Origin of the sequence: Streptomyces sp. WG7, assembly GCF_049975785.1 — a bacterium.
Classification (GTDB): domain Bacteria; phylum Actinomycetota; class Actinomycetes; order Streptomycetales; family Streptomycetaceae; genus Streptomyces.
This window is the reverse complement of the sequence record NZ_JBNGGE010000006.1, coordinates 170,154-190,084: the sequence shown is the minus strand read 5'-3', so window position 1 is coordinate 190,084 and position 19,931 is coordinate 170,154. Positions and strand designations below refer to the sequence as shown.

The 19,931-nt window shown below is 72.4% G+C and carries 21 protein-coding genes; 14 read left to right on the top strand and 7 right to left on the bottom strand.

The genetic code is table 11. The features are described from left to right. The first annotated feature begins 128 nt into the window (after positions 1-128). The 4 genes from ACP4J0_RS09485 to ACP4J0_RS09470 all read left to right on the top strand — a co-directional run bounded on the left by ACP4J0_RS09485 (position 129) and on the right by ACP4J0_RS09470 (position 5,198). Positions 129-887 (top strand): hypothetical protein, encoded by a 759-nt coding sequence (locus ACP4J0_RS09485; protein ID WP_426598182.1) that lies wholly within the window; start codon positions 129-131, stop codon positions 885-887. Positions 888-937: 50 nt separating this feature from the next. Continuing rightward, on the top strand, positions 938-3,373 hold the full coding sequence (locus ACP4J0_RS09480; RefSeq protein WP_426598181.1) for a WD40/YVTN/BNR-like repeat-containing protein: 2,436 nt from the start codon (positions 938-940) through the stop codon (positions 3,371-3,373). Positions 3,374-3,384: 11 nt separating this feature from the next. Continuing rightward, on the top strand, positions 3,385-4,101 hold the full coding sequence (locus ACP4J0_RS09475) for a TSUP family transporter (protein WP_426598180.1): 717 nt from the start codon (positions 3,385-3,387) through the stop codon (positions 4,099-4,101). A 161-nt stretch (positions 4,102-4,262) separates the two neighbouring features. Continuing rightward, a complete protein-coding gene (locus tag ACP4J0_RS09470) occupies positions 4,263-5,198 on the top strand; it encodes an adenosine kinase (protein ID WP_426598179.1) in 936 nt (311 codons plus the stop codon). Between the two features lie 287 nt (positions 5,199-5,485). Here the strand turns inward: ACP4J0_RS09470 and ACP4J0_RS09465 are convergent, their stop codons facing one another. Then, positions 5,486-5,908 (bottom strand): ankyrin repeat domain-containing protein, encoded by a 423-nt coding sequence (locus ACP4J0_RS09465; RefSeq protein ID WP_426598178.1) that lies wholly within the window; start codon positions 5,906-5,908, stop codon positions 5,486-5,488. Next, complete coding sequence (locus tag ACP4J0_RS09460; protein WP_426598177.1) at positions 5,905-6,348, bottom strand: MarR family winged helix-turn-helix transcriptional regulator; 444 nt, start codon at positions 6,346-6,348, stop codon at positions 5,905-5,907. Before ACP4J0_RS09460 ends, ACP4J0_RS09465 begins: the two co-directional genes overlap by 4 nt. Before the next feature lie 160 nt (positions 6,349-6,508). Here ACP4J0_RS09460 and ACP4J0_RS09455 point away from each other — a divergent pair, with 160 nt between their 5' ends. From ACP4J0_RS09455 to ACP4J0_RS09425, 7 genes are all read left to right on the top strand, one after another. After that, positions 6,509-7,063, top strand: coding sequence for a quercetin 2,3-dioxygenase (locus ACP4J0_RS09455; protein WP_426598176.1), 555 nt, complete (start codon positions 6,509-6,511; stop codon positions 7,061-7,063). Between the two features lie 7 nt (positions 7,064-7,070). Continuing rightward, a complete protein-coding gene (locus tag ACP4J0_RS09450; RefSeq protein ID WP_426598175.1) occupies positions 7,071-7,217 on the top strand; it encodes a DUF1427 family protein in 147 nt (48 codons plus the stop codon). Beyond that, complete coding sequence (locus ACP4J0_RS09445; RefSeq protein ID WP_426598174.1) at positions 7,214-7,447, top strand: DUF1427 family protein; 234 nt, start codon at positions 7,214-7,216, stop codon at positions 7,445-7,447. Before ACP4J0_RS09450 ends, ACP4J0_RS09445 begins: the two co-directional genes overlap by 4 nt. Next, positions 7,431-8,429, top strand: a complete 999-nt coding sequence (locus ACP4J0_RS09440; RefSeq protein ID WP_426598173.1) for an amidohydrolase family protein — start codon at positions 7,431-7,433, stop codon at positions 8,427-8,429. The genes ACP4J0_RS09445 and ACP4J0_RS09440 overlap by 17 nt, the downstream gene beginning before the upstream one ends. Before the next feature lie 4 nt (positions 8,430-8,433). After that, on the top strand, positions 8,434-9,291 hold the full coding sequence (locus ACP4J0_RS09435) for an alpha/beta fold hydrolase (protein ID WP_426598172.1): 858 nt from the start codon (positions 8,434-8,436) through the stop codon (positions 9,289-9,291). 67 nt (positions 9,292-9,358) lie between these two features. Next, positions 9,359-10,096, top strand: coding sequence for an NUDIX domain-containing protein (locus tag ACP4J0_RS09430; RefSeq protein ID WP_426598171.1), 738 nt, complete (start codon positions 9,359-9,361; stop codon positions 10,094-10,096). A gap of 70 nt (positions 10,097-10,166) precedes the next feature. After that, complete coding sequence (locus ACP4J0_RS09425) at positions 10,167-11,150, top strand: aldo/keto reductase (RefSeq protein ID WP_426598170.1); 984 nt, start codon at positions 10,167-10,169, stop codon at positions 11,148-11,150. A gap of 6 nt (positions 11,151-11,156) precedes the next feature. On the opposite strand, the gene ACP4J0_RS09420 is transcribed toward ACP4J0_RS09425, so the two are convergent. From ACP4J0_RS09420 to iolC, 5 genes are read right to left on the bottom strand one after another with little or no spacing between them, the layout of a single operon-like run. Continuing rightward, positions 11,157-11,942 (bottom strand): GntR family transcriptional regulator, encoded by a 786-nt coding sequence (locus tag ACP4J0_RS09420; RefSeq protein ID WP_426598169.1) that lies wholly within the window; start codon positions 11,940-11,942, stop codon positions 11,157-11,159. Between the two features lie 31 nt (positions 11,943-11,973). After that, positions 11,974-13,848: a 3D-(3,5/4)-trihydroxycyclohexane-1,2-dione acylhydrolase (decyclizing) gene (gene iolD / locus ACP4J0_RS09415; RefSeq protein ID WP_426598168.1), complete on the bottom strand. Its 1,875-nt coding sequence runs from the start codon at positions 13,846-13,848 to the stop codon at positions 11,974-11,976. Next, positions 13,845-14,738 carry a 5-deoxy-glucuronate isomerase gene (gene iolB, locus ACP4J0_RS09410; protein ID WP_426598167.1) on the bottom strand — a complete coding sequence of 298 codons (894 nt, stop codon included), beginning with the start codon at positions 14,736-14,738 and terminating at the stop codon, positions 13,845-13,847. The genes iolD and iolB overlap by 4 nt, the downstream gene beginning before the upstream one ends. A gap of 35 nt (positions 14,739-14,773) precedes the next feature. Beyond that, the gene (locus ACP4J0_RS09405; protein WP_426598166.1) at positions 14,774-15,661 is read right to left on the bottom strand and encodes a Cgl0159 family (beta/alpha)8-fold protein; all 888 of its coding nucleotides are present in this window, start codon (positions 15,659-15,661) and stop codon (positions 14,774-14,776) included. Between the two features lie 13 nt (positions 15,662-15,674). Further along, the gene (iolC, locus tag ACP4J0_RS09400) at positions 15,675-16,637 is read right to left on the bottom strand and encodes a 5-dehydro-2-deoxygluconokinase (RefSeq protein ID WP_426598165.1); all 963 of its coding nucleotides are present in this window, start codon (positions 16,635-16,637) and stop codon (positions 15,675-15,677) included. Between the two features lie 235 nt (positions 16,638-16,872). Here iolC and ACP4J0_RS09395 point away from each other — a divergent pair, with 235 nt between their 5' ends. From ACP4J0_RS09395 to ACP4J0_RS09385, 3 genes are read left to right on the top strand one after another with little or no spacing between them, the layout of a single operon-like run. Next, the gene (locus tag ACP4J0_RS09395) at positions 16,873-17,895 is read left to right on the top strand and encodes a sugar ABC transporter substrate-binding protein (protein ID WP_426598164.1); all 1,023 of its coding nucleotides are present in this window, start codon (positions 16,873-16,875) and stop codon (positions 17,893-17,895) included. Continuing rightward, on the top strand, positions 17,895-18,971 hold the full coding sequence (locus ACP4J0_RS09390) for an ABC transporter permease (RefSeq protein WP_426598163.1): 1,077 nt from the start codon (positions 17,895-17,897) through the stop codon (positions 18,969-18,971). Before ACP4J0_RS09395 ends, ACP4J0_RS09390 begins: the two co-directional genes overlap by 1 nt. Before the next feature lie 5 nt (positions 18,972-18,976). Further along, positions 18,977-19,930, top strand: coding sequence for an ATP-binding cassette domain-containing protein (locus ACP4J0_RS09385; RefSeq protein WP_426598162.1), 954 nt, complete (start codon positions 18,977-18,979; stop codon positions 19,928-19,930). Position 19,931 lies beyond the last annotated feature (1 nt).

Here is a 19,931-nt window from a genome sequence, read left to right as displayed (position 1 = left end):
GGCCTGCGTCCTCGGTCGCACTCGGTCGCGTCGGGCGGCCCGCACGCCTCACGTCCCGGCCCGTGACACAGCATCCGCGTTCCTGCGATGCCCACCTGGGGGTCCGGATGGCGAGAGTTCCGCGTGGCGTGGCCGATGCGCGCGGCCGGCAGGCCGTCGTGCACGATCACGAAGGTGCGCTGATGGCGCTGGACCTGGAGACCGGCGCCCTGCTGTGGCGCCACGCGCCCAGTCTGCGACCGTGCGCACTGCTCGCCGTTTCCGTCGTGACCCTGAGGATCAGCCCGTCGCCGACGCTCGTGGTCGTGGTGCTCGACGCCGCGACCGGCGAGGACCGCTGGACCTCGGAGCCCGTCGGCCTGCCGCCGTGGGCGCGTTGCACCCTCGACGACACCCGCGCCTTCACCCTGCGGACCGACGTGGCCGACGACACCGTGGTGCTCCGCTGGGTCGCCCGGACCTGGTACCGCGGGGGTGCCGCACCGAGCGCACGCGTCCTGGAGGAGTCCCGGCGCGTGGCGCACGGAGCAGTGAGGGTCACTCTGGCCGGCACCCCTTCGCTGGAAGTGCTCCCCGAGGCGGAGGCCGGGGCCGAGGCGTGGGCGGAAGCCGGAGCGGGGACCTGGGCGGAAGCCGGGGCGGAGGCAGAGGCGCTCCCGGAGACGGCCGACGCCGAGGTGCCGGCCCCCGCACCTCCGGCGGCTTCCGACCGGCAGTCCGCCGTACTGGACCGGAGCCTGGTCGGCGACAGACGCATGGACCTCCTCCTCCGCCCCGACTCCGGCGCCGTCGTCCTCAGAGCCGTTGATCCCCGCACCGGCACGCTCGCTTGGGAGGTGGAACTGGACCGCGCGACCCCGAGGCGGGCGCCCAGGCTCCGGCCCTAGACGCTCTCTCGTCCCCACCGCACCATCCCACCCCGATCGGGGGTGCCATCATGGCCATCTCAACCGAAGAAGTCGCCCAGTCGAAGAACATCAGCGTCGCGCAGGTGCAGGCGCTGTGCCGTTTCCGGGGCACGACGAACGAGACGCTCGCGGCCCTGCCCGAGACCGCGGTACGACGGGCCCTGCTGCGCCTCGACTTCCCCGACCTGCCCACCGCCCGCGGGCTCTTCCGGGTCAAGCAGGAGCGCAGTGACGACGGGAACGTCCGGCCGCACGGTCTGGGCGAGGCCTACGTGCAGGTGGAGAGCCTGCTGGGTCGCGAGGCGCCGCCCATGACCGCCGGTGTGCCGACCGGTCCGAACGGCCGGACTCGCCGGGCCGGACCGGCACCGACGGCCGGCATGCAACTGTCCAACTGGGTGTGGCTCGGCCCGGGGAACATCGGCGGACGGACCCGCGGCATCGTGATCGACCCGGCCGACCCGGACAGCATCTGGGCCGTGAGCGCCGGCGGCGGGGTGTGGCACACCGAGGACGGCGGTGCCCAATGGGCACCGGTCGACGACTTCCTGGAGAACCTCTCCTGCGGCTGCATCGCCGTGGACCCGTCCGACGCGGCCACGATGTACGTGGGGACGGGCGAGGCCTTCCACAACCTCGACGCGATCCGGGGCAACGGCATCTTCCGCACCACCGACGCGGTCGCCTGGGCCCCCATCACGGCCACCCAGACCCCGGACTTCCAGTTCGTGAGCCGGATCGCGGTGTCGCGGGACGGCGCGGTCGTCCTCGCGGCCACCTCCACCGGGCTCTTCCGCAGCGCCGACCCCGCGCGGGCCACCTGGACCAAGGTGCTCGGCCACCCGCTCGGTGACGTCCGATTCGATCCGCTGGACAGCGACAAGGCGGTCGCCGGGGCGCTGGGCGCCGGCGCGGCCTGGTTCAGCCGGGACGGGGGTCTCACGTGGGACCTCGCGACCGGCGGCCCGTGGAGCGGCCGGGTCGAGCTCGCGTACGCGGCGAAGGACCCGGACATCGTCTACGCGTCGGTCCAGATGACCACCGGCCAGATCTGGCGGTCGCAGGACGGCGGCGCGTCCTACACGCGGAGGCAGACGCTGACCCCGGACGGCCTGCCGTCGGACTACCTCGGCGGTCAGGGCTGGTACGACAACGCCGTCTGGGCCGGGGACCCGACCGACGCCGACCTGGTGGTCGTCGGCGGCATCGACCTGTACCGCAGCACCGACGGCGGCGACCATCTGGCCGAGATCAGCACCTGGTGGGAGCCCACCTCGGTCCACGCCGACCAGCACGCGATCGTCGCGCACCCCTCGTACGACGGGGTCACCAACCGCACGGTGTTCTTCGGCAACGACGGCGGTGTGTTCAGGGCGGACGACCTGGCGACGGTCGGAACCGAGCCGGAGCCCCCGTTCGTGAACGGGTGGACCGAGCTGGTGAACGACTACGGCGTGACGCAGTTCTACGCAGGGGCCGGCCACTCCGGCAGCGGGAAGATCATCGGCGGCGCGCAGGACAACGGCTCGCTCGTCTTCGACCCCGCCCTCGGCACCCAGGACTGGCGCGAGTTCTTCGGCGGTGACGGCGGCTGGTGCGCCTCCGACCCCACCGACCCCGACGTGTTCTACGGCGAGTACGTCTTCCTCAACATCCACCGCAACACCGACGGCGCCACCAGCGACGACACGCAGGGCGACCGCTACATCAGCGGCCAGTTCTTCAACTTCGCGACGCGCGACTGGTCCTGGAAGCAGGTGCCCTTCCGTATCCCGGACGCGAAGAACGAGAACGCGCTCTTCATCGCACCGTTCGTGCTCGATCCCAACGACGAGAACCGGATCCTGGCAGGCGGCGCGTCGCTGTGGCGGACCGACAACGCCAAGCAGCCCAACACTCCTGCCGACGGACCGTCCTGGCGGGCGATCAAGCCCGGCGCCGGCGCGTTGATCAGCGCGATCGCGGTGGCGCGCGGCAACTCGGACGTGGTGTGGGTGGGCCACGAGAACGGCATGGTCTTCCGCACCGCCAACGGCACCGCGCCGACGCCGACCTGGGCGCGCGTGGGCGCGACGGGGCCGAGTCCGCTGGAGCCACGGCGCTTCTGCACCGGCATCACCGTGCACCCGACGGACCCGGACACCGCCTACGTCACCTTCGGCGGATACGAGCGTGGCAACCTGTGGGTGACCACGGACGCCGGTGCCGCCTGGACCGACCTCGCCACCGCTCTGCCGCGCGCGCCGATCCGGGCCCTGGCAGTGCACCCGCGGCGGACGGACCTGCTCTACTGCGGCACCGAGGTGGGCCTGTTCGCCAGCGAGAACGCCGGGGCGAACTGGTCGCCGACGAACGAGGGCCCGACCAACTGCTCGGTCGACGACCTGTTCTGGATGGACGAGGTGCTCGTCTGCGTGACCCACGGCCGAGGGATGTTCCAGATCGACCTGTCGACGATCCCGTAAGGCGAGACGCGATGGAGCCGCTTCTGATTCCGGTCGTGTTCCTCGCGGTGGCGGCCGCGTTCCTCCTGTCCGCCTCGGCCGGGTTCGGGGGCAGTCTGATTCTCGTCCCCACGCTGGCGCTGGTTCTCGGCACCAAGTCCGGGGTGGCGCTGGCGGCCCTCCTCCTCGCCGCCAACAACCTGGTGAAGGTCTTCGCCTACCGGACGACGCTTCCCTTCCGCAAGGCCGCGGTCGTGATCCTGCTGGTCGCCGCGGGGGCCTTCCTGGGGGCCAAGTTGCTCGTCTCCGCCCCGGAACGGGCCGTGACGCTCGCGGTCATCGCGAGCTTCGCCGCCGCGTTCCTGGCGGAGACGTTCGATCTGACCCGCTGGCGGCGGGCCGGCTCCCCGCTGCTGGCCTTCGCCTCGGGTGCGACGTCCGGATTCAGCGGTACGTCCGGCCCCCTGAAGGGCCTCGCGGTCCGCGGACTGGTTCTGGACCGCCTCCACCTCGTCGGCGCGCTCTCCCTGGCCTCACTCGTCGGGGACGTCACGAAGACCGCCGTCTGGACGGATGCCGCACTGCTGACGGGTCGGGACTACCTTGTCGCCCTGATGTGCGTGCCGCTGATGTTCGTCGCGACGTTCCTCGGCAGACGTTTCAACACCGGCATCGGCGAGCGGGGCTACACGGGCCTGTTCTGGACCGTGATGGTCGGCTACACCGGGCGCCTGCTGGCCGGCCTGTGACCCTGACCGTCACCGCCCCAGTCCGCGGGAGGTGACGGTCGGTCCGGTCTGGGACTGGTTCGAGCCGCAATAACTTGCGGAAACTTTCAGAAGGTCATTGCCGACCGGGCGGACGGCTGCTTGACTCACGACATCCGAGCGAGAGGAACGAGCCGACTCCCATGGCCATTGAGACCGACGTCCTCGTCCTGGGCGGCGCGGGCGTGGACACCATCGTCCACGTCCCGGAGCTGCCGCTCCCCTACGCCGACAGCTACATGATCCAGCCGGGCATCGTGACCCGGGCGGGCCAGAGCGGGGACTTCGTCGCGCTCGGCGTGAGCGCCCTGGGGCTGCGCACCCACCACATCGACGTCGTCGGTGCCGACCCCGAGGGTGACCTGGTGCGCGCGCTGCACCGGGACCGGGGGATCCCCTTCACCGAGGTGCACTCCGCGGCGGGCACCAAGCGCGCGGTCAACCTGGTCGGTCCGGACGGGCGGCGGCTTTCCCTGTACGACAACACCCGCAGCCAGGAGACCGACCGGCTGCCCGAGGTCACGGTGCGTGCCCTCGCCGCCGCGAGCCGCCACGCCCACGTGGTGATCACGCACCCGTGCGCGTACGCCCTGCCGGCGCTGCGCGAGTCCGGGGTCACCCTCTCGACGGACCTGCACGACTGGGACGGCGTCAATCCGTACCACGAGCCGTTCGCGCTCGCCGCGGACCTGGTCTTCCTGTCCACCACCGCCCTGGCCGACCCGGAGCACACCATGCGGGACATCGCCGCGCGCGGCCGGGCCCGGATCGTCGTGGCCACCGCCGGGGCCGAGGGCGCGTACCTGCTCGTCGACGGCGACCTCAGCCACGTACCCGCCGTCGCTCCCCCCGCTCCGGTGGTGGACTCCAACGGGGCGGGCGACGCCTTCGCCTCCGGCTTCCTGCTCGGCTGGCTGGAGGGCGAGGACCCGCTGCGCTGCGCGCGCTACGGAGCCATCGCCGGCGCGCACGCCTGCACGGTGCCGTCGACCCGTGCCGACGCTCTCGCGCGTGACGGACTCCTCGCCCGCGCGGCCGAGCCGGACGCCGTCGCAGAGGGCGCCGGGGTGCACGGATAGCAGGGGGCACGGATAGGAGGGTGCACGGTTGAGCAGGACCGAGGCCACCGTCGCCGGGGTCCGGCCCGGCCGGGCCGGACCCGACCACGGACCCGACCACGGACCGGACCGGTGGCTCCGGCGGAGGGCGACGGCCACCCCGGGCGACCGGTTTCCGCGGGAGCCGGCGTGAGGGCCGGACGCCGGAGCGGATCAGGGAAGCCGAGCGGAACGGCCAGTGAGGTCCGCCGTGTCCGCCGTGTCCGCCGTGTCCGGCGACCTCACTGGTCTGACCGACCTGACGCGCCTCAGCGGGGGCCGCGCGCCCCCGCGGCGGTCAGCAGGTCGACTGTCTCGGGATGCGGTCCCTTCATCGCCCACTCCAGCGGGGACCAGCCGGTGCCGTGGTCCTCGCGGAGGTTCGGGTCGGCGCCGTGTTCGAGGAGGGCGCGTACCGCCTCGGTGTGACCCCAGCAGGACGCCCCGCACAGGGGCGTGCCCTCGGAGCCGATCCCGCTCTCGGTGTCGGGGGAGGCGCCGGCCGCCAGCAGCAGGCGGACGATGTCGGCGGCTCCGCTCACGGAGGCCAGGTAGAGAGGCGTGGTGCCCGCGGTGTCGGCCGTCTCGGCCGGCGCTCCGGCCCGCAGCGCCGCTCTCACCCCCGCGATGTCGCCGACCAGCGCGGCGTCGACGAGACGGCGGGACAGCTTCTTGTGTCGTCGTCTGTTCACGGGGCCTCCACGACCGGCGGCTCGCCGCGCGGCAGGGTCAGGGCGGCGCGCAGTGCCGTGGCCGGCGCGGCGCCGATGCGGTCGGCAAGGACGTTCTCGATGACGTCGAGGGTGGCCTGGGCGCGTTGGTGGACGCGGGTGCCCTCCGCGGTGATGCGGATCAGGCGGTTGCGTGCCGAGGTGGGGTCCGGCACCTGTTCCAGCAATCCCAGTCCCACCATGCCGTGCACGGCCTGGTGGGCGGTCTGACGGGTGACGCCGAGGCGGCGGGCGAGCTCGGCGACCGTGGTGCCCTCCGTGTCCAGGAGGGCGAGGACCTGGCCCTGGGCGCTGCTCAGCGGCTGCTCGCCCGCTGCCCGCATGCTCGCCATCAGCGCGTCGTCGAACCAGCGCTTGGCTCCGGCCAGCAGCAGGGGCATGTTCTGTGCGGTTTCCGTCATGTCTCCTCGGGTTCCTCCGGCTCCGAGCATACGGGCAGCTCCGGCAGGCGTTTTCCTCTTTTTCCCGGGCGGGAGCTTGCCGCCACCCCAAAATGTCAGGTAGCCTGACAGTCACGCGAACGTCAGGTAACCTGACGTTATTGTTCGACCGGAGGCTTCCATGACCATCGAATTCGCCAGGCGCTCCCACTCACTCATCCCCGCCGAACCCGGCAAGCCGTACTTCATCGAGAAGGGCATGGGCGACCGCGCCCACCTCTTCGGCGACCTGTTCACGATCTACGCGGGCGGACCGCAGACCGAGAACACCTTCAACTTCTTCACCTGCGACGGTCCCAAGGGCGACGTCATCCCGGCCCACTCCCACCCCGACACCTACGAGGTCTTCTTCGTCACCCAGGGCGCCGTCCGGCTCTTCGTCGAGGACCTCGAGGGCGAGCAGCAGGAGAAGCTGCTCACCGTCGGCGACTTCGGCTTCGTACCGAAGAACTGCCCGCACGCCTACCGCATCGAGCGCCACCACAGCCAGATAGTCGGCGTCGCGGCCGGTCCCGGCGGCACCTTCGAGCGGTTCTTCGAGACCCTCGGCACCGAGACCGACGAACTCGGCCTGCCCAAGCGCCCGTTCGTGCCGGAGCCGCACAAGTTCGGCACCGTGCCGCAGCGGTACGACGTGACCTTCCTGCCCGACCACCAGTGGCGAACGGAAAGCTGAGAGCACGATGGCGTACGTATGGGCGCTGCTGGCCGGCGCTCTCGTGGGCGCGCTCTACGCCGCCCTGAAGGTGAGGTCCCCGGCGCCTCCGCCGGTCGCCCTGTTCGGCCTGCTGGGCATGCTCGCGGGCCAGGCCCTGCTGGGGGCGCTGTGAGGTCCCTACTCGCCCGTGCACGCGGCCCTGCCGTCAGCCTGCTGGCCGGGCTGCTGATGGGGGCCGTCTACTGGGCCCTCGGCCTCACCTCACCCGCTCCGCCCCTGATCGGCCTGACCGGACTGCTCGGCATCGTGCTGGGCGAGCGCGCCGTCACCCGGCTGCGCGACCGTACGGCCGCGTCGAGAAACCACCCCCGGAAGGAAGAGTCCCATGACGGTCCCCGCTGAAGGACCCGGTCTCGTCGACGTCCACGCCCACTTCGTCACCGAGTCCTACGTACGCCGGGCGAAGGCCGCCGGCCACGAACTGCCCGACGGCGTGCCCGCCTGGCCCTCCTGGTCCGCCGAAGCACACCTGGCGCTGATGGACCGCAACGGCATCCGCACCTCGATCCTCTCCGTCTCGTCGCCCGGCGTGCACTTCGGCGACGACACCGCCGCCCGCGGCCTCGCCCGCGAGGTCAACGAGGACGCCGCCCGCACCGCCGCCGAACACCCCGGCCGCTTCGGCTTCTTCGCCTCCCTGCCGCTGCCGGACGTGGACGGCGCCCTCGCGGAGATCACGCACGCCTTCGACGAACTCGGCGCCGACGGAGTGGTACTGGAGACCAACACCCACGGGGTGTACCTGGGCGACGCGCGGCTGGAGCCCGTCTTCGCCGAACTCGGCCGCCGCCGCGCGGTCGTCTTCCTGCACCCGACCTCCCCCGTGTGCTGGGAGAGGTCGGCGCTCGGACGGCCGCGCCCCATGGTCGAGTTCGTCTTCGACACCGCCCGTACCGTCACCGACCTGCTCATGGCCGGCACCCTGGAACGCCACCCCGGCCTCGAGGTGATCGTCCCGCACTGCGGTGGCGCGCTGCCCGCCCTCGCCGACCGCATCAACGGCTTCATGAAGCTCTTCCTGCCGTCCGGCGAGGACGGCGCCCCCGACGCCGTCCGGCAACTGCGCCGCCTGCACTACGACATGGCCGGCCCCGCCTTCCCGCGCCAGGTCCCCGCGCTGCTCGGGCTCGTCGAACCGGACCGGCTCCTGTACGGCAGCGACTACTGCTGGACCCCGGCGCACGCCGTGGACGCCCATGTCGCCTCCGTCGAAGCGGCCCCGGTGCCGTCGGGTGCGGCCGGCTGGCGGGACCTGACGACGGCCAACGCGCACCGACTGCTGCCCCGCCTCGCCGGCCGCCCGCCCCGCACACCCGGGAAGTGACCTCGTGCACTGCGCACTCGCCCCGTTCCTCGCCCCGCCCGACCCCGCGGCGCTGCCCCTGCCGGCCGCGGCGCACCCCGCGGACGGCGTACGGCTCCTGCGCGCCGTCCCGTACGCCGTCCGCGACGGCAGCCGCCCCCTGGAACTCGACCTGTGGCTCCCCGAGGAGCCGGCCGCCGGCCCGCCGCCCGTGATCCTCTTCGTCCACGGCGGCGCATGGCGCACCGGACTGCGCGACGACCTCGGCCCACGCTTCCGCGACCGGCGGCCCGGCCCCTTCGCCCGCCTCGTGCGAGCCGGGTTCGCCGTCGCCTGCCCCGACTACCGGCTCAGCGGCGAAGCCGCCTTCCCGGCCCCGCTGGACGACCTGTCGGCGGCGCTGGCCTGGCTGCGCACCCGCGCCGCCGAACTCGGCGTCGACGCCGACCGCGTCGTCGCCTGGGGCGAGTCCGCGGGCGGCCATCTCGCCGCGCTCCTCGCCCTGACCGCCGCCCCGGCAGCCGTGCGCGGCTGCGTCGTCTGGTACGGCCCCACCGACCTCACCGCCGCGCCCCCGCACACGCCCGAGGCGGCACTCCTCGGCGCCCCCGCCGCCGACGCCCCGGACCGGGCCCGCGCCGCCAGCCCGCTCGCCCGGGTCGCGCCCGGCGCCCCGCCGTTCCTGATCCTCCACGGAGCCGAGGACACGGTCATCCCCGTCGCCCAGGGCGAGGCACTCGCCTCGGCACTGCGCGCGGTGGGCACGGAGGCCGCCTTCCGGGCCGTCCCAGGCGCCGACCACCTGTGGATCGGAGCGGCCGAACAGGACGTCGAGGACTGCTTCACCGCCTCCCTCGACTTCGTACGCGACCGGACCAGGTGATAGAAGCGGGCATGACCAACTTGCCCCACACCGTGCCCCCGAAGGGCCCCCGGCCGGACGGCCGCCGATGACCGCCGGCATCGACACCCCGGACCGCCGGGGCCGCACCGGACTCGACCGGGCGGGCCGGGACCTGACCGGCAACCCCCGGGTCAGGGTCCGGGACGTACGGCTCCTGTCCAGTCACTGGTACGTCGAACGCACCACGACCTTCGACATCCAGCGCGCCGACGGCACCTGGAGCACCCAGGAGCGCGAGACCCACGACCGCGGCAACGGCGCCACCGTGCTGCTCCACGACACGGAACGCGGAACCGTGCTGCTCACCCGCCAGTTCCGCCTCCCCGTCTACGTCAACGGCCACCCCGACGGCATGCTGATCGAGACACCCGGCGGGCTGCTCGACGACGAGGACGAGCACCCCGAGGTCGCCGTGCGGCGCGAGGTCGTCGAGGAGACCGGGCACACCGTCGGCGAGGTCCGGCACGTCTTCGACGTCTACATGAGCCCCGGCTCGGTCACCGAACGCGTCAGCTTCTACGCCGCCGCCTACGGCCCCGCCACCCGCACCCACGAGGGCGGCGGCCTGGACGAGGAGGGCGAGGACATCGAGACCCTCGAACTGCCCTTCGGCCGGGCCCTGGAGATGATCCGCACCGGCGAGATCGCCGACGCGAAGACGATCATGCTGCTCCAGTGGGCCGCGCTGGAGGGTCCCTTCGCCCGACCCCTTCGGGAAGACCCCCGGGAATACACCAGGGATGACACCCGGAACGACATCCGCGAAGACACTCGAGACGCTTGACTTGAAGCGCACTTCAAACTGAAGACTCCCCTTCGTGCCCGGACGACCGGGCGCGAAGGGGAGGACCACCATGAAGTACCGCACCATCGGCACCGATCCGGCCCACCGTGAGGTGAGCGTGCTCGCGCTCGGCGCGATGCTGTTCGGCTCGCTGACCGACGAGAAGACCTCCTTCGCCGTCCTCGACCGCTATGTCGAGGCCGGCGGGAACTTCATCGACACGTCCGACAACTACGCCTTCTGGACCGATGGCGGCCAGGGCGGCCAGAGCGAGGAACTCCTCGGCCGCTGGCGGCGCAGCCGCGGCATCGGCGACGAGATCGTCATCGCCACCAAGGTCGGCGCCCGCCCGCTCGCCCCCGGCACCAGCTACACCGACAACGCGGAGGGCCTGTCGGCCAAGGTGATCCGCGAGGCCGCCGAGCGCAGCCGGGAAAGGCTCGGCGTCGACAAGCTCGACCTGCTGTACGCCCACATCGACGACCACACCGTGCCCCAGCGCGAGACCGTCGAGGGGTTCGGAGAACTGGTCGCGGAGGGCACGGTCGGACTGCTCGGCGTCAGCAACCAGGCGATGTGGCGCGTGGAGCGGGCCCGCGCGCTCGCCGCCGCGGCCGGACTGCCCGGCTACGAGGTGCTCCAGTACCAGCACAGCCACCTGCGGCCCCGCTTCGACGTGCCCAGTGACCTCTTCCCGGACGGCAGCCTCGGCCACGCCGGCCCCGAACTGCTCGGCTACCTGCGGGCCGAGCCCGCCCTGACCCTGGTCGCCTACTCGCCGCTGCTCACCGGGGCGTACGTCCGCGAGGACAAGCCCCTGCCCCCGGACTACGACCACCCGGGCACCCCGGTCCGGCTCGCGGTGCTCCGCGACATCGCCCGGGAGACCGGCGCGAGCGTCAACCAGGTCGTCCTCGCCTGGCAGATCGGCGCCGAACTGCCGATCGTCCCGCTGGCCGGGGCGTCGTCGGTGGCGCAGCTGGAGGAGAACCTGGCCGCCGTGGACCTGGACCTCACCCCGGAGCAGCGGGCCCGGCTGGACCGGGCCCACTGACCGGCGTCACGGCCTGACCAGCAACTGGAAGTCGAACGCGTACCGGGACGCGCGGTATATGTGCGTCCCGTACTCGACCGGCCGCCCGGTGTCGTCGTACGCCGTGCGCGTCATGGTCAGCAGTGCGGCACCCTCCTCCTCGTCCAGGCGGCCCGCCTCCTCACGGGTGGCCGAGCGGGCGCCCACGGTCTGGCGGGCGCTGTGCAGGGTGATGCCGCAGGCGCGCATCATCCGGTACAGGCCGGTCGACTCCAGCCGGGCGTCGTCGAGCTCCAGCAGCGTCACCGGCAGGTAGTTGCACAGCAGTGCCACCGGCCGGCCGTGGGTGAGGCGCAGCCGCTCCAGGACGGTGACCTCGCCGCCCTCCGCGATGCCCAGGGCCGCCGCCACGTCGGCGGAGGCGGGCACGCCCTCGTTGCGCACCACCCGCGTGGTGGGTCCCTGCCCGGCCGCCTCCAGGTCGTCGTAGAGACTGCTCAGCTCCAGGGGGCGCCTGACCTGGCTGCGCACCACCTGCGTGCCGACCCCGCGCCGCCGGACCAGGAGGCCCTTGTCGACCAGGGACTGGATGGCCTGGCGGACGGTCGGCCGGGACAGGCCGAGGCGGACGGAGAGGTCGACCTCGTTGCCCAGCAGATTGCCCGGGGCGAGGACGCCGTGCTCGATCGCCGCCTCCAACTGCTGGGCGAGCTGGTAGTACAGCGGCACCGGACTGGCCCGGTCCAGGGCGAACTCCAGGGTGCTGAGCGCGGGGGCGGTCACGGCACGTGCGGGGTCGCCGGTCCTCGCCATGGACGTACCTCCTTGCGTGGGTGCCGAAGTGTCAGAGGTGGCGGCGGCGGTCGGCGACGGCGCGTTCGTACGCGGCCCGGGCGCCGGTGGCGGCCTCGCGGGCGGACACCTCGGCGACCGGCACGTCCCACCAGGCCTCGGCGGCGGGCGCGGTCGGCGCGGGGTCCGTCTCGACGTAGACGCAGGTCGGCCGGTCGGAGGCGCGGGCCGTCCGCAGGGCCTCGCGCAACTCCCCTACGGTCTTCGCCCGCAGCACCTCCACGCCGAGGCTGGCCGCGTTGGCGGCGAGGTCGACGGGGAGCGGGGCGCCGGTGAAGGCGCCGTCGGCCGCCCGGTGGCGGTACGCGGTGCCGAAGCGCTCGGCGCCCACCGACTCGGAGAGGCCGCCGATGGACGCGTAGCCGTGGTTCTGCACCAGGACCAGCTTGACCGGCAGGTTCTCCTGGACGGCGGTGACGATCTCCGTCGGGTTCATCAGATAGGTGCCGTCGCCGACCAGGGCCCACACCGGCGTGCCGGGCGCGGCCTGCTGGACGCCGAGCGCGGCCGGGATCTCGTAGCCCATGCAGGAGTAGCCGTACTCCACGTGGTACTGGCGCGGGGAGCGGGCCCGCCACAGCTTGTGCAGGTCGCCGGGGAGCGAGCCGGCCGCGTTGATCACCACGTCCTCGTCGCCGACGACGGCGTCCAGCGCGCCCAGCACCTGCGTCTGGGTCGGCACGGCACTGTCGTCGTCGGCGCCGAGCGCCGCCTCCACCGTCTCCTCCCAGCGGGCCCGGCCGGCGCGGTACTCGGTCTCGTACAACGCGGCCACCCGGTGGCCGGACAGCGCGTCCGCCAGCGCCGTGAGCCCCGCCCGCGCGTCGCAGACCAGGGTGCGGGCGGCGAGCTTGTGGGCGTCGAAGGCGGTGATGTTGAGGTTCAGGAAGCGGACGTCCGGGTGCTGGAAGAGGGTGCCGGAGGCCGTGGTGAAGTCCGTGTAGCGGGTGCCGACCCCGATCACCAGGTCCGCGGTGCGGGCGACGTCGTCGCCGACGGCGGTGCCGGTGTGGCCGACGGCGCCCAGGTCGGCCGGATGGTCGTGGCGCAGCGCGCCCTTGCCGGCCTGGGTGGAGGCGACGGGGATGCCGGTGGCGTCCACCAGCGCCTTCAGCGCGCCCTCGGCCTCGCTGTGGTGGACGCCGCCACCCGCCACGATCAGCGGCCGCCCGGCGGCGCGGATCGCCCGCACGGCCTCGACCAGCTCCTCCGGGTCGGGTGCGGGGCGCCGTACGCGCCAGACGCGGTCGGCGAAGAACTCCTCGGGCCAGTCGTACGCCTCCGCCTGGACGTCCTGGGGGAGGGCGAGGGTGACGGCGCCGGTCTCGGCCGGGTCGGTGAGCACGCGCATCGCCTGGAGCACGGAGGCGACGAGCGCCTCGGGGCGGGTGACGCGGTCGAAGTACCGGGAGACGGGGCGCAGGGTGTCGTTGACGGACACGTCCGCCTCGATCGGGTGCTCCAGCTGCTGGAGCAGCGGGTCGGCGGCGTGCGAGGCGAAGTAGTCGCCGGGGAGGAGGAGGACCGGCAGGCGGTTGATCGTGGCGAGTGCGGCGCCGGTGACGAGGTTGGTGGCGCCGGGGCCGATGGACGTCGTCACCGCCTGCGCGGACAGCCGGTTCAGGTGGCGGGCGTGGCCCACGGCCGCGTGCACCATGGCCTGTTCGTTGCGGCCCTGGTGGTACGGCATGACGTCGCCGTACTCGACGAGGGCCTGGCCGAGTCCGGCCACGTTGCCGTGGCCGAAGATGCCCCACGTGCCGGCGATCAGGCGGCGCCGTACGCCGTCGCGTTCGGTGTACTGGGCGGCCAGGAAGCGCACCAGGGCCTGGGCGGTGGTCAGTCGGCGGGTGGCGGCGGCGCTCATGCGGACCTCTCCGGTGCGGTGTAGAGGGGGAGCCTGGGGTCGACGGGCCGGCCCGCCCAGGTGTCGCGGATCCAGGCGTGGTCGGGGTGGTCGCAGATCAGCCAGGCCCGTTCGGCCTCCGGGCCGGCCATGACGTTGAGGTAGTACATGTGGTGGCCGGGGACCGCCATGGACGGTCCGTGCCAGCCGTCGGGGATGAGGACCACGTCGCCGTCGCGCACCTCGGCCAGTACGTCCGTGCCCCGTCCCCGCCCGGACGGGGAGACCCGCTGGTAGCCGAGGCCGGGGGTGCCGTCGTGGTCCGCGAACTCGAAGTAGTAGATCTCCTCCAGCACCGACTCCTCGCCGGGGCGGTGCTCGTCGTGCTTGTGCGGTGGGAAGGAGGACCAGTTGCCGCCCGGGGTGATGACCTCGACCGCGATGAGCTTGTCGCACGCGAACGTCCCCGCCGCGCCGAAGTTGTTGACCTGCCGCGAGCAGTTCCCGGTGCCCCGCAGCTCCACGGGCACCGACGACGCCGGGCCGTAGCGGGCGGGCAGCCGGCGGGTGCAGCGGGCGCCGGTGAGGGCGAACCGGCCGCCGCCGGTGGACGTCACGGTCGTACGGGCGTCGCGCGCTACGTACGCGAAGTCGCTGACGCCGCTGAACACGCTGTCGCGTCCGGCAAGTTCGAAGGTGTCCTGGCCGAAGTCGTCGGCCGTGGCGACGGTGCAGCCGCCGCTGAGCGGGAGGACGATCCACTCGCTGTCGCCGCTGTCGAAGGTGTGGCTGCCGCCGGGGGGCAGGTGGAGCACGCGCAGGCTGGAGTGGCCCCAGCCGGCCTTCTCGGGCGTCACGTCGACGGCCAGAGCGCCGCCCGCGGTCGTGCCCGCCGGAAGGTGGTACGTCATCTCCTCGTCCCTCTCCTCGTGAGTCGCCTCGTCGGTCACAGCAGTCCGACGGCCGTGTCCACCGCCTGTTCCACGCTGCCCTCGGCCGGGTAGAGCAGTGAGCGGCCGACGACCATGCCCTGCACGGTGGGCAGCGTGAGCGCCTTGCGCCAGCGTTCGTAGGCGGCGGCCTGGTCCGCGGGGGAGCCCCCTATGTCACCGCCGAGCAGGACGGCGGGCAGTGTGGAGGTCTCCAGGACCTCGCCCATGTCGTCCGGGTCGTGGGTGACGGGCAGTTTCAGCCAGGTGTAGGCGGAGGTGCCGCCCAGGCCCGAGGCGATGGCCACGGACCGGGTGACGGCCTCGGCGGACAGGTCGTTGCGGACCCGGCCCTCGACGCGGCGCGAGATGAACGGCTCGACGAAGACGGGCAGTTCCCGCGCGGCCATGGCGTCGACCGCGCGGGCGGTGGACTCCATGGTCGCCAGCGAGCCGGGGTCGTCGTAGTCGATGCGCAGCAGCAGTTTGCCGGCGTCGAAGCGGAGGCGGGCGATGTCCTCGGCGCGGTGGCCGGTGAAACGGTCGTCCATCTCGAAGGCGGCGCCCGCGAGGCCGCCGCGGTTCATCGAGCCCATGACGACCTTGTTCTCCAGCACCCCGAGAAGCAGCAGGTCCTCCAGCACGTCGGCGGTGGCGAGCACCCCGTCGACGCCGGGCCGGGACAGCGCGGTGCACAGGCGTTCCAGCAGGTCGGCCCGGTTGGCCATGGCGAGCCGGCGGTCGCCGACGCCGAGCGCCCCGCGCGCGGGATGGTCGGCGGCGACGATCATCAGGCGGCCGGAGCCGCCGATCAGCGGGCGGCGTGCCCGGCGGGCGGCCGCCTCGGCGATCGCCTCCGGGTGCCGGGCTCTGACCGCGGTGAGGTCGGGGATGCTGAGGGACAAGGCGTTGCTCCGTTCAGGGAGTGGCTCGCGCGAGGAGGTCGTCGACCTCCGCCTCGGTGGGCATCGCGGAGGAGCAGGCGAGACGGGAGGCGACGAGGGCACCGGCCGCGTTGGCGTACCGCATGGTCCGCTCCAGCGCCCAGCCGGAGAGCAGGCCGTGGCAGAGCGAGCCGCCGAACGCGTCGCCCGCGCCGAGGCCGTTGACCACCTCGACCGGCACCGGAGGCACCTCGGCGCTGCGGCCGTCGCGGTGCACGGCGAGGACGCCCTTCGGGCCCTGCTTGACGACGGCCAGCTCCACCCCGGCCGCCAGCAGTGCCTCGGCGCAGGCGCGCGGCTCGCGCACGCCCGTGGCGATCTCGCACTCGTCGACGTTGCCGACCGCGACGGTCGCGTGCCGCAGCGCCTCGGCGTAGTGGGGGCGGGCCCGGTCGGGGTCGGTCCAGAACATGGGGCGCCAGTCCAGGTCGAAGACCGTGGTACCGGACTTGGCGCGGTGGGCGAGGGCGGCCAGGGTCGCCGTACGGCTCGGCTCCTCGCTCAGCCCCGTGCCGGTGATCCAGAAGACGGAGGCGGCGCGGATCGCGTCGAGGTCCAGTTCCTCCGGGTGGATTTCCAGGTCGGGGGCCTTGGGGCGCCGGTAGAAGTACAGCGGGAAGTCGTCCGGCGGGAAGAGCTCGCAGAAGGTGACGGGAGTCGGGTGGGCGGAGACCGGGGTCACCCAGCGGTCGTCGACGCCGAACTCCTTGAGCGCCTGGTGCAGATAGCCGCCGAACGGGTCGTCGCCCGTGCGGGTGACGACGGCCGTGGCGCGGCCGAGGCGGGCGGCGGCGACCGCCACGTTCGCGGCCGATCCGCCGAGGAATTTCCCGAAGGTCTCAACCTCCGCCAGGGATACACCCGTCTGCAGGGGATAGAGATCGACCCCGATGCGGCCCATCGTGATCAGATCGAAACGCGGGACTGACTCGGCCATGTGCGACGCTCCTCTGGCTGGGCGGGGGCCTGCCGCCTCCCAGGTGTATGACTCCGAGGCGACCGTGTCAATGCTTTGTACTTACATTCGGACTAGCTCGTGAAATGATGTCTTAACAAAGTATTGACAGCGGGCGTCCCAAGGACTTGTATCCGGTCCCAGCGCAACAGCCGTTCTTCTCTGGTCTGGCACACGGCTTCCCCGTCGCACAGTCGCACAGTGAGGTGCAGGAAAGATGGACCGCTCTTCGCACGCCCGCTCCCGCGGATTCGCCCCCGCCGTGGCCCTCGCCGCCGCCGCGGCCCTCGCCCTGGCCGGCTGCTCCAGCAGTTCCGGGGGGAAGAAGGCCGACGAGGAGGGTGACTCGGGCGGCTCGGCGGGCAAGGCGAACACCCCCCGGATGACCGTCGCCCTGGTCACCCACCAGGCCCCCGGCGACACTTTCTGGGACATCGTCCGCAAGGGGGCGGAGGCGGCCGCGGCCAAGGACAACATCAAGCTCGTCTACTCCGCCGACCCGAACGCGGGCAACCAGGCCAACCTGGTGCAGAACGCGATCGACCAGAAGGTCGACGGCATCGCCGTCACCCTGGCCAAGCCGGACGCCCTGCGCAGCGTCATCGAGAAGGCCGAGAAGGCCGGCATACCCGTCGTCGGGCTCAACTCCGGTCTCGCGGACTGGAAGAAACTCGGCCTGATGGAGTTCTTCGGCCAGGACGAGACCGTGGCCGGCGAGGCGCTCGGCAAGCGGCTCAACGAGGACGGCGCCAAGAACGCCGTCTGCGTGATCCACGAGCAGGGCAACGTCGGCCTCACCCAGCGCTGCGACGGCGTGAAGAAGACCTTCGAGGGCTCGATCGAGAACCTCTACGTCAACGGCACCGACATGCCCTCGGTGAAGTCGACCATCACCGCCAAGCTCAAGCAGGACGGCGACATCGACCACCTGGTCACCCTCGGCGCCCCGTTCGCCATGACCGCGGTGCAGTCGGTGGACGAGGGCGGCAGCAAGGCCAAGGTGGCCACCTTCGACCTCAACAAGGAACTGACCGGCGCCATCGAGAAGGGCGACATCGAGTTCGCCGTCGACCAGCAGCCCTACCTCCAGGGCTACCTCGCCGTCGACGGCCTGTGGCTCTACGAGAACAACGGCAACTACAGCGGCGGCGGTGAGCAGCCGGTGCTGACCGGCCCGGCCTTCGTCGACAAGACCAACGTGAAGGCCGTCGCCGAGTTCGCCGCGAAGGGCACCCGGTGATGAGCGCGACCCGACAGGCCGGGCCGGCGGTCACCACACCGCCGGCCCCCGGCCCCGGCCGGCCCGACGGGCGGACCCGGCAGCGCTCCCTGGCGCTGCGACTGCTCGCCCGGCCCGAGGTCGGGGTCTTCCTCGGTGCCGTCGCCGTGTTCGTCTTCTTCCTGATCGCCGCGCCCTCGGTGCGCGACGGCAGCTCCATGGCGACGGTCCTCTACCAGTCGTCCACCATCGGCATCATGGCCCTGCCGGTCGCCCTGCTGATGATCGGCGGCGAGTTCGACCTGTCGGCCGGTGTCGCCGTGGTCACCTCCGCGCTCACCGCGAGCATGCTCAGCTACCAGCTGACCATGAACGTCTGGATGGGCGTGATCGTCGCCCTCGTGGTCTCCCTCGCGGTCGGCGCCTTCAACGGCTGGGTGCTGGTCAAGACCGGCCTGCCGAGCTTCCTGGTGACGCTCGGCACCTTCCTGATCCTCCAGGGCGTCAACCTGGCGGTCACCAAGCTGGTCACCGGCAACGTCGCCACCGACGACATCAGCGACATGGACGGCTTCGACCAGGCCAAGGCCCTCTTCGCCTCCTCCTTCGACGTCGGCGGCGTCCAGGTGAAGATCACGGTCGTGTGGTGGCTGGCCTTCGCGGCGCTGGCCACCTGGGTGCTGCTGCGCACCAAGTACGGCAACTGGGTCTTCGCGGTCGGCGGCAGCAAGGAGTCCGCCCGCGCGGTCGGCGTCCCGGTCACCTTCACCAAGATCACGCTGTTCATGCTGGTCGGCTTCGGCGCCTGGTTCGTCGGCATGCACCAGCTCTTCTCCTTCAACACCGTGCAGTCCGGCGAGGGCGTCGGCCAGGAGCTGATCTACATCGCCGCGGCGGTGATCGGCGGCTGTCTGCTCACCGGCGGCTACGGCTCCGCCATCGGCCCGGTCTTCGGCGCCTTCATGTTCGGCATGGTGAACCAGGGCATCGTCTACGCCGGCTGGAACCCCGACTGGTTCAAGGCCTTCCTCGGCGTGATGCTGCTCGGAGCCGTCCTCATCAACCTGTACGTCCGCCGCGCGGCGACCCGGAGGTGACAGCGATGACCAGCAAGACCACCGGCACCCACGGTGCCGTCCTCGCGGATCCCGCACCCGAGAAGGACGGCCGGCCGATCGTCGAACTGCGCGGCGCCGGCAAGGCCTACGGCAACATCCGCGCCCTGCACGGCGTCGACCTCGCCGTCCATCCCGGCCGGGTCACCTGCGTACTCGGTGACAACGGCGCCGGCAAGTCCACCCTCATCAAGATCATCTCCGGTCTGCACCAGCACACCGAGGGCGACTTCCTCGTCGACGGCGAACCGGTGCGCTTCAGCACGCCGCGCGACGCCCTCGCCCGCGGCATCGCCACCGTCTACCAGGACCTCGCCACCGTCCCGCTGATGCCGGTGTGGCGCAACTTCTTCCTCGGCGCCGAGCTGACCAAGGGCCCCTGGCCCGTACGCCGCCTCGACATCGCCCGTATGAAGCGGACCGCCGACGAGGAACTGCGCAACATGGGCATCGTCCTGGACGACCTGGAACAGCCCATCGGCACCCTCTCCGGCGGCCAGCGCCAGTGCGTCGCCATCGCCCGCGCCGTCCACTTCGGCGCCCGCGTCCTCATCCTCGACGAGCCCACCGCCGCCCTCGGCGTCAAGCAGTCCGGCGTCGTCCTCAAGTACATCGCCGCCGCCCGGGAACGCGGACTCGGCGTCATCTTCATCACCCACAACCCCCACCACGCCTACCTGGTCGGCGACCACTTCAGCGTGCTGCGCCTGGGCACCCTCGAACTCAGCGCCGCCCGCGCCGACATCACCCTCGAGGAACTCACCAACCACATGGCGGGCGGTGCCGAACTCGCCGCCCTCAAGCACGAACTGGCGCAGGTCGGCGGGGTGGACGTGGCGGCGCTCCCGGAGGAGCCGGAGGTCCCCGCGGCCGGCGTACCCGACCCGGCCGGCGACACCCCCGCGTCCGACACCGCCGCACCCGCCGAAGGGAAGGCCTGAC

Excerpts from the sequence above, each read along its gene's own strand:
- ACP4J0_RS09480 (WP_426598181.1), top strand. The coding sequence starts at position 938 with ATGGCCATCTCAACCGAAGAAGTCGCCCAGTCGAAGAACATCAGCGTC.
- ACP4J0_RS09475 (WP_426598180.1), top strand. The coding sequence starts at position 3,385 with ATGGAGCCGCTTCTGATTCCGGTCGTGTTCCTCGCGGTGGCGGCCGCG.
- ACP4J0_RS09470 (WP_426598179.1), top strand. The coding sequence starts at position 4,263 with ATGGCCATTGAGACCGACGTCCTCGTCCTGGGCGGCGCGGGCGTGGAC.
- ACP4J0_RS09460 (WP_426598177.1), bottom strand. The coding sequence starts at position 6,348 with ATGACGGAAACCGCACAGAACATGCCCCTGCTGCTGGCCGGAGCCAAG.
- ACP4J0_RS09455 (WP_426598176.1), top strand. The coding sequence starts at position 6,509 with ATGACCATCGAATTCGCCAGGCGCTCCCACTCACTCATCCCCGCCGAA.
- ACP4J0_RS09450 (WP_426598175.1), top strand. The coding sequence starts at position 7,071 with ATGGCGTACGTATGGGCGCTGCTGGCCGGCGCTCTCGTGGGCGCGCTC.
- ACP4J0_RS09440 (WP_426598173.1), top strand. The coding sequence starts at position 7,431 with ATGACGGTCCCCGCTGAAGGACCCGGTCTCGTCGACGTCCACGCCCAC.
- ACP4J0_RS09430 (WP_426598171.1), top strand. The coding sequence starts at position 9,359 with ATGACCGCCGGCATCGACACCCCGGACCGCCGGGGCCGCACCGGACTC.
- ACP4J0_RS09425 (WP_426598170.1), top strand. The coding sequence starts at position 10,167 with ATGAAGTACCGCACCATCGGCACCGATCCGGCCCACCGTGAGGTGAGC.
- ACP4J0_RS09420 (WP_426598169.1), bottom strand. The coding sequence starts at position 11,942 with ATGGCGAGGACCGGCGACCCCGCACGTGCCGTGACCGCCCCCGCGCTC.
- iolD (WP_426598168.1), bottom strand. The coding sequence starts at position 13,848 with ATGAGCGCCGCCGCCACCCGCCGACTGACCACCGCCCAGGCCCTGGTG.
- iolB (WP_426598167.1), bottom strand. The coding sequence starts at position 14,738 with ATGACGTACCACCTTCCGGCGGGCACGACCGCGGGCGGCGCTCTGGCC.
- iolC (WP_426598165.1), bottom strand. The coding sequence starts at position 16,637 with ATGGCCGAGTCAGTCCCGCGTTTCGATCTGATCACGATGGGCCGCATC.
- ACP4J0_RS09395 (WP_426598164.1), top strand. The coding sequence starts at position 16,873 with ATGGACCGCTCTTCGCACGCCCGCTCCCGCGGATTCGCCCCCGCCGTG.
- ACP4J0_RS09390 (WP_426598163.1), top strand. The coding sequence starts at position 17,895 with ATGAGCGCGACCCGACAGGCCGGGCCGGCGGTCACCACACCGCCGGCC.
- ACP4J0_RS09385 (WP_426598162.1), top strand. The coding sequence starts at position 18,977 with ATGACCAGCAAGACCACCGGCACCCACGGTGCCGTCCTCGCGGATCCC.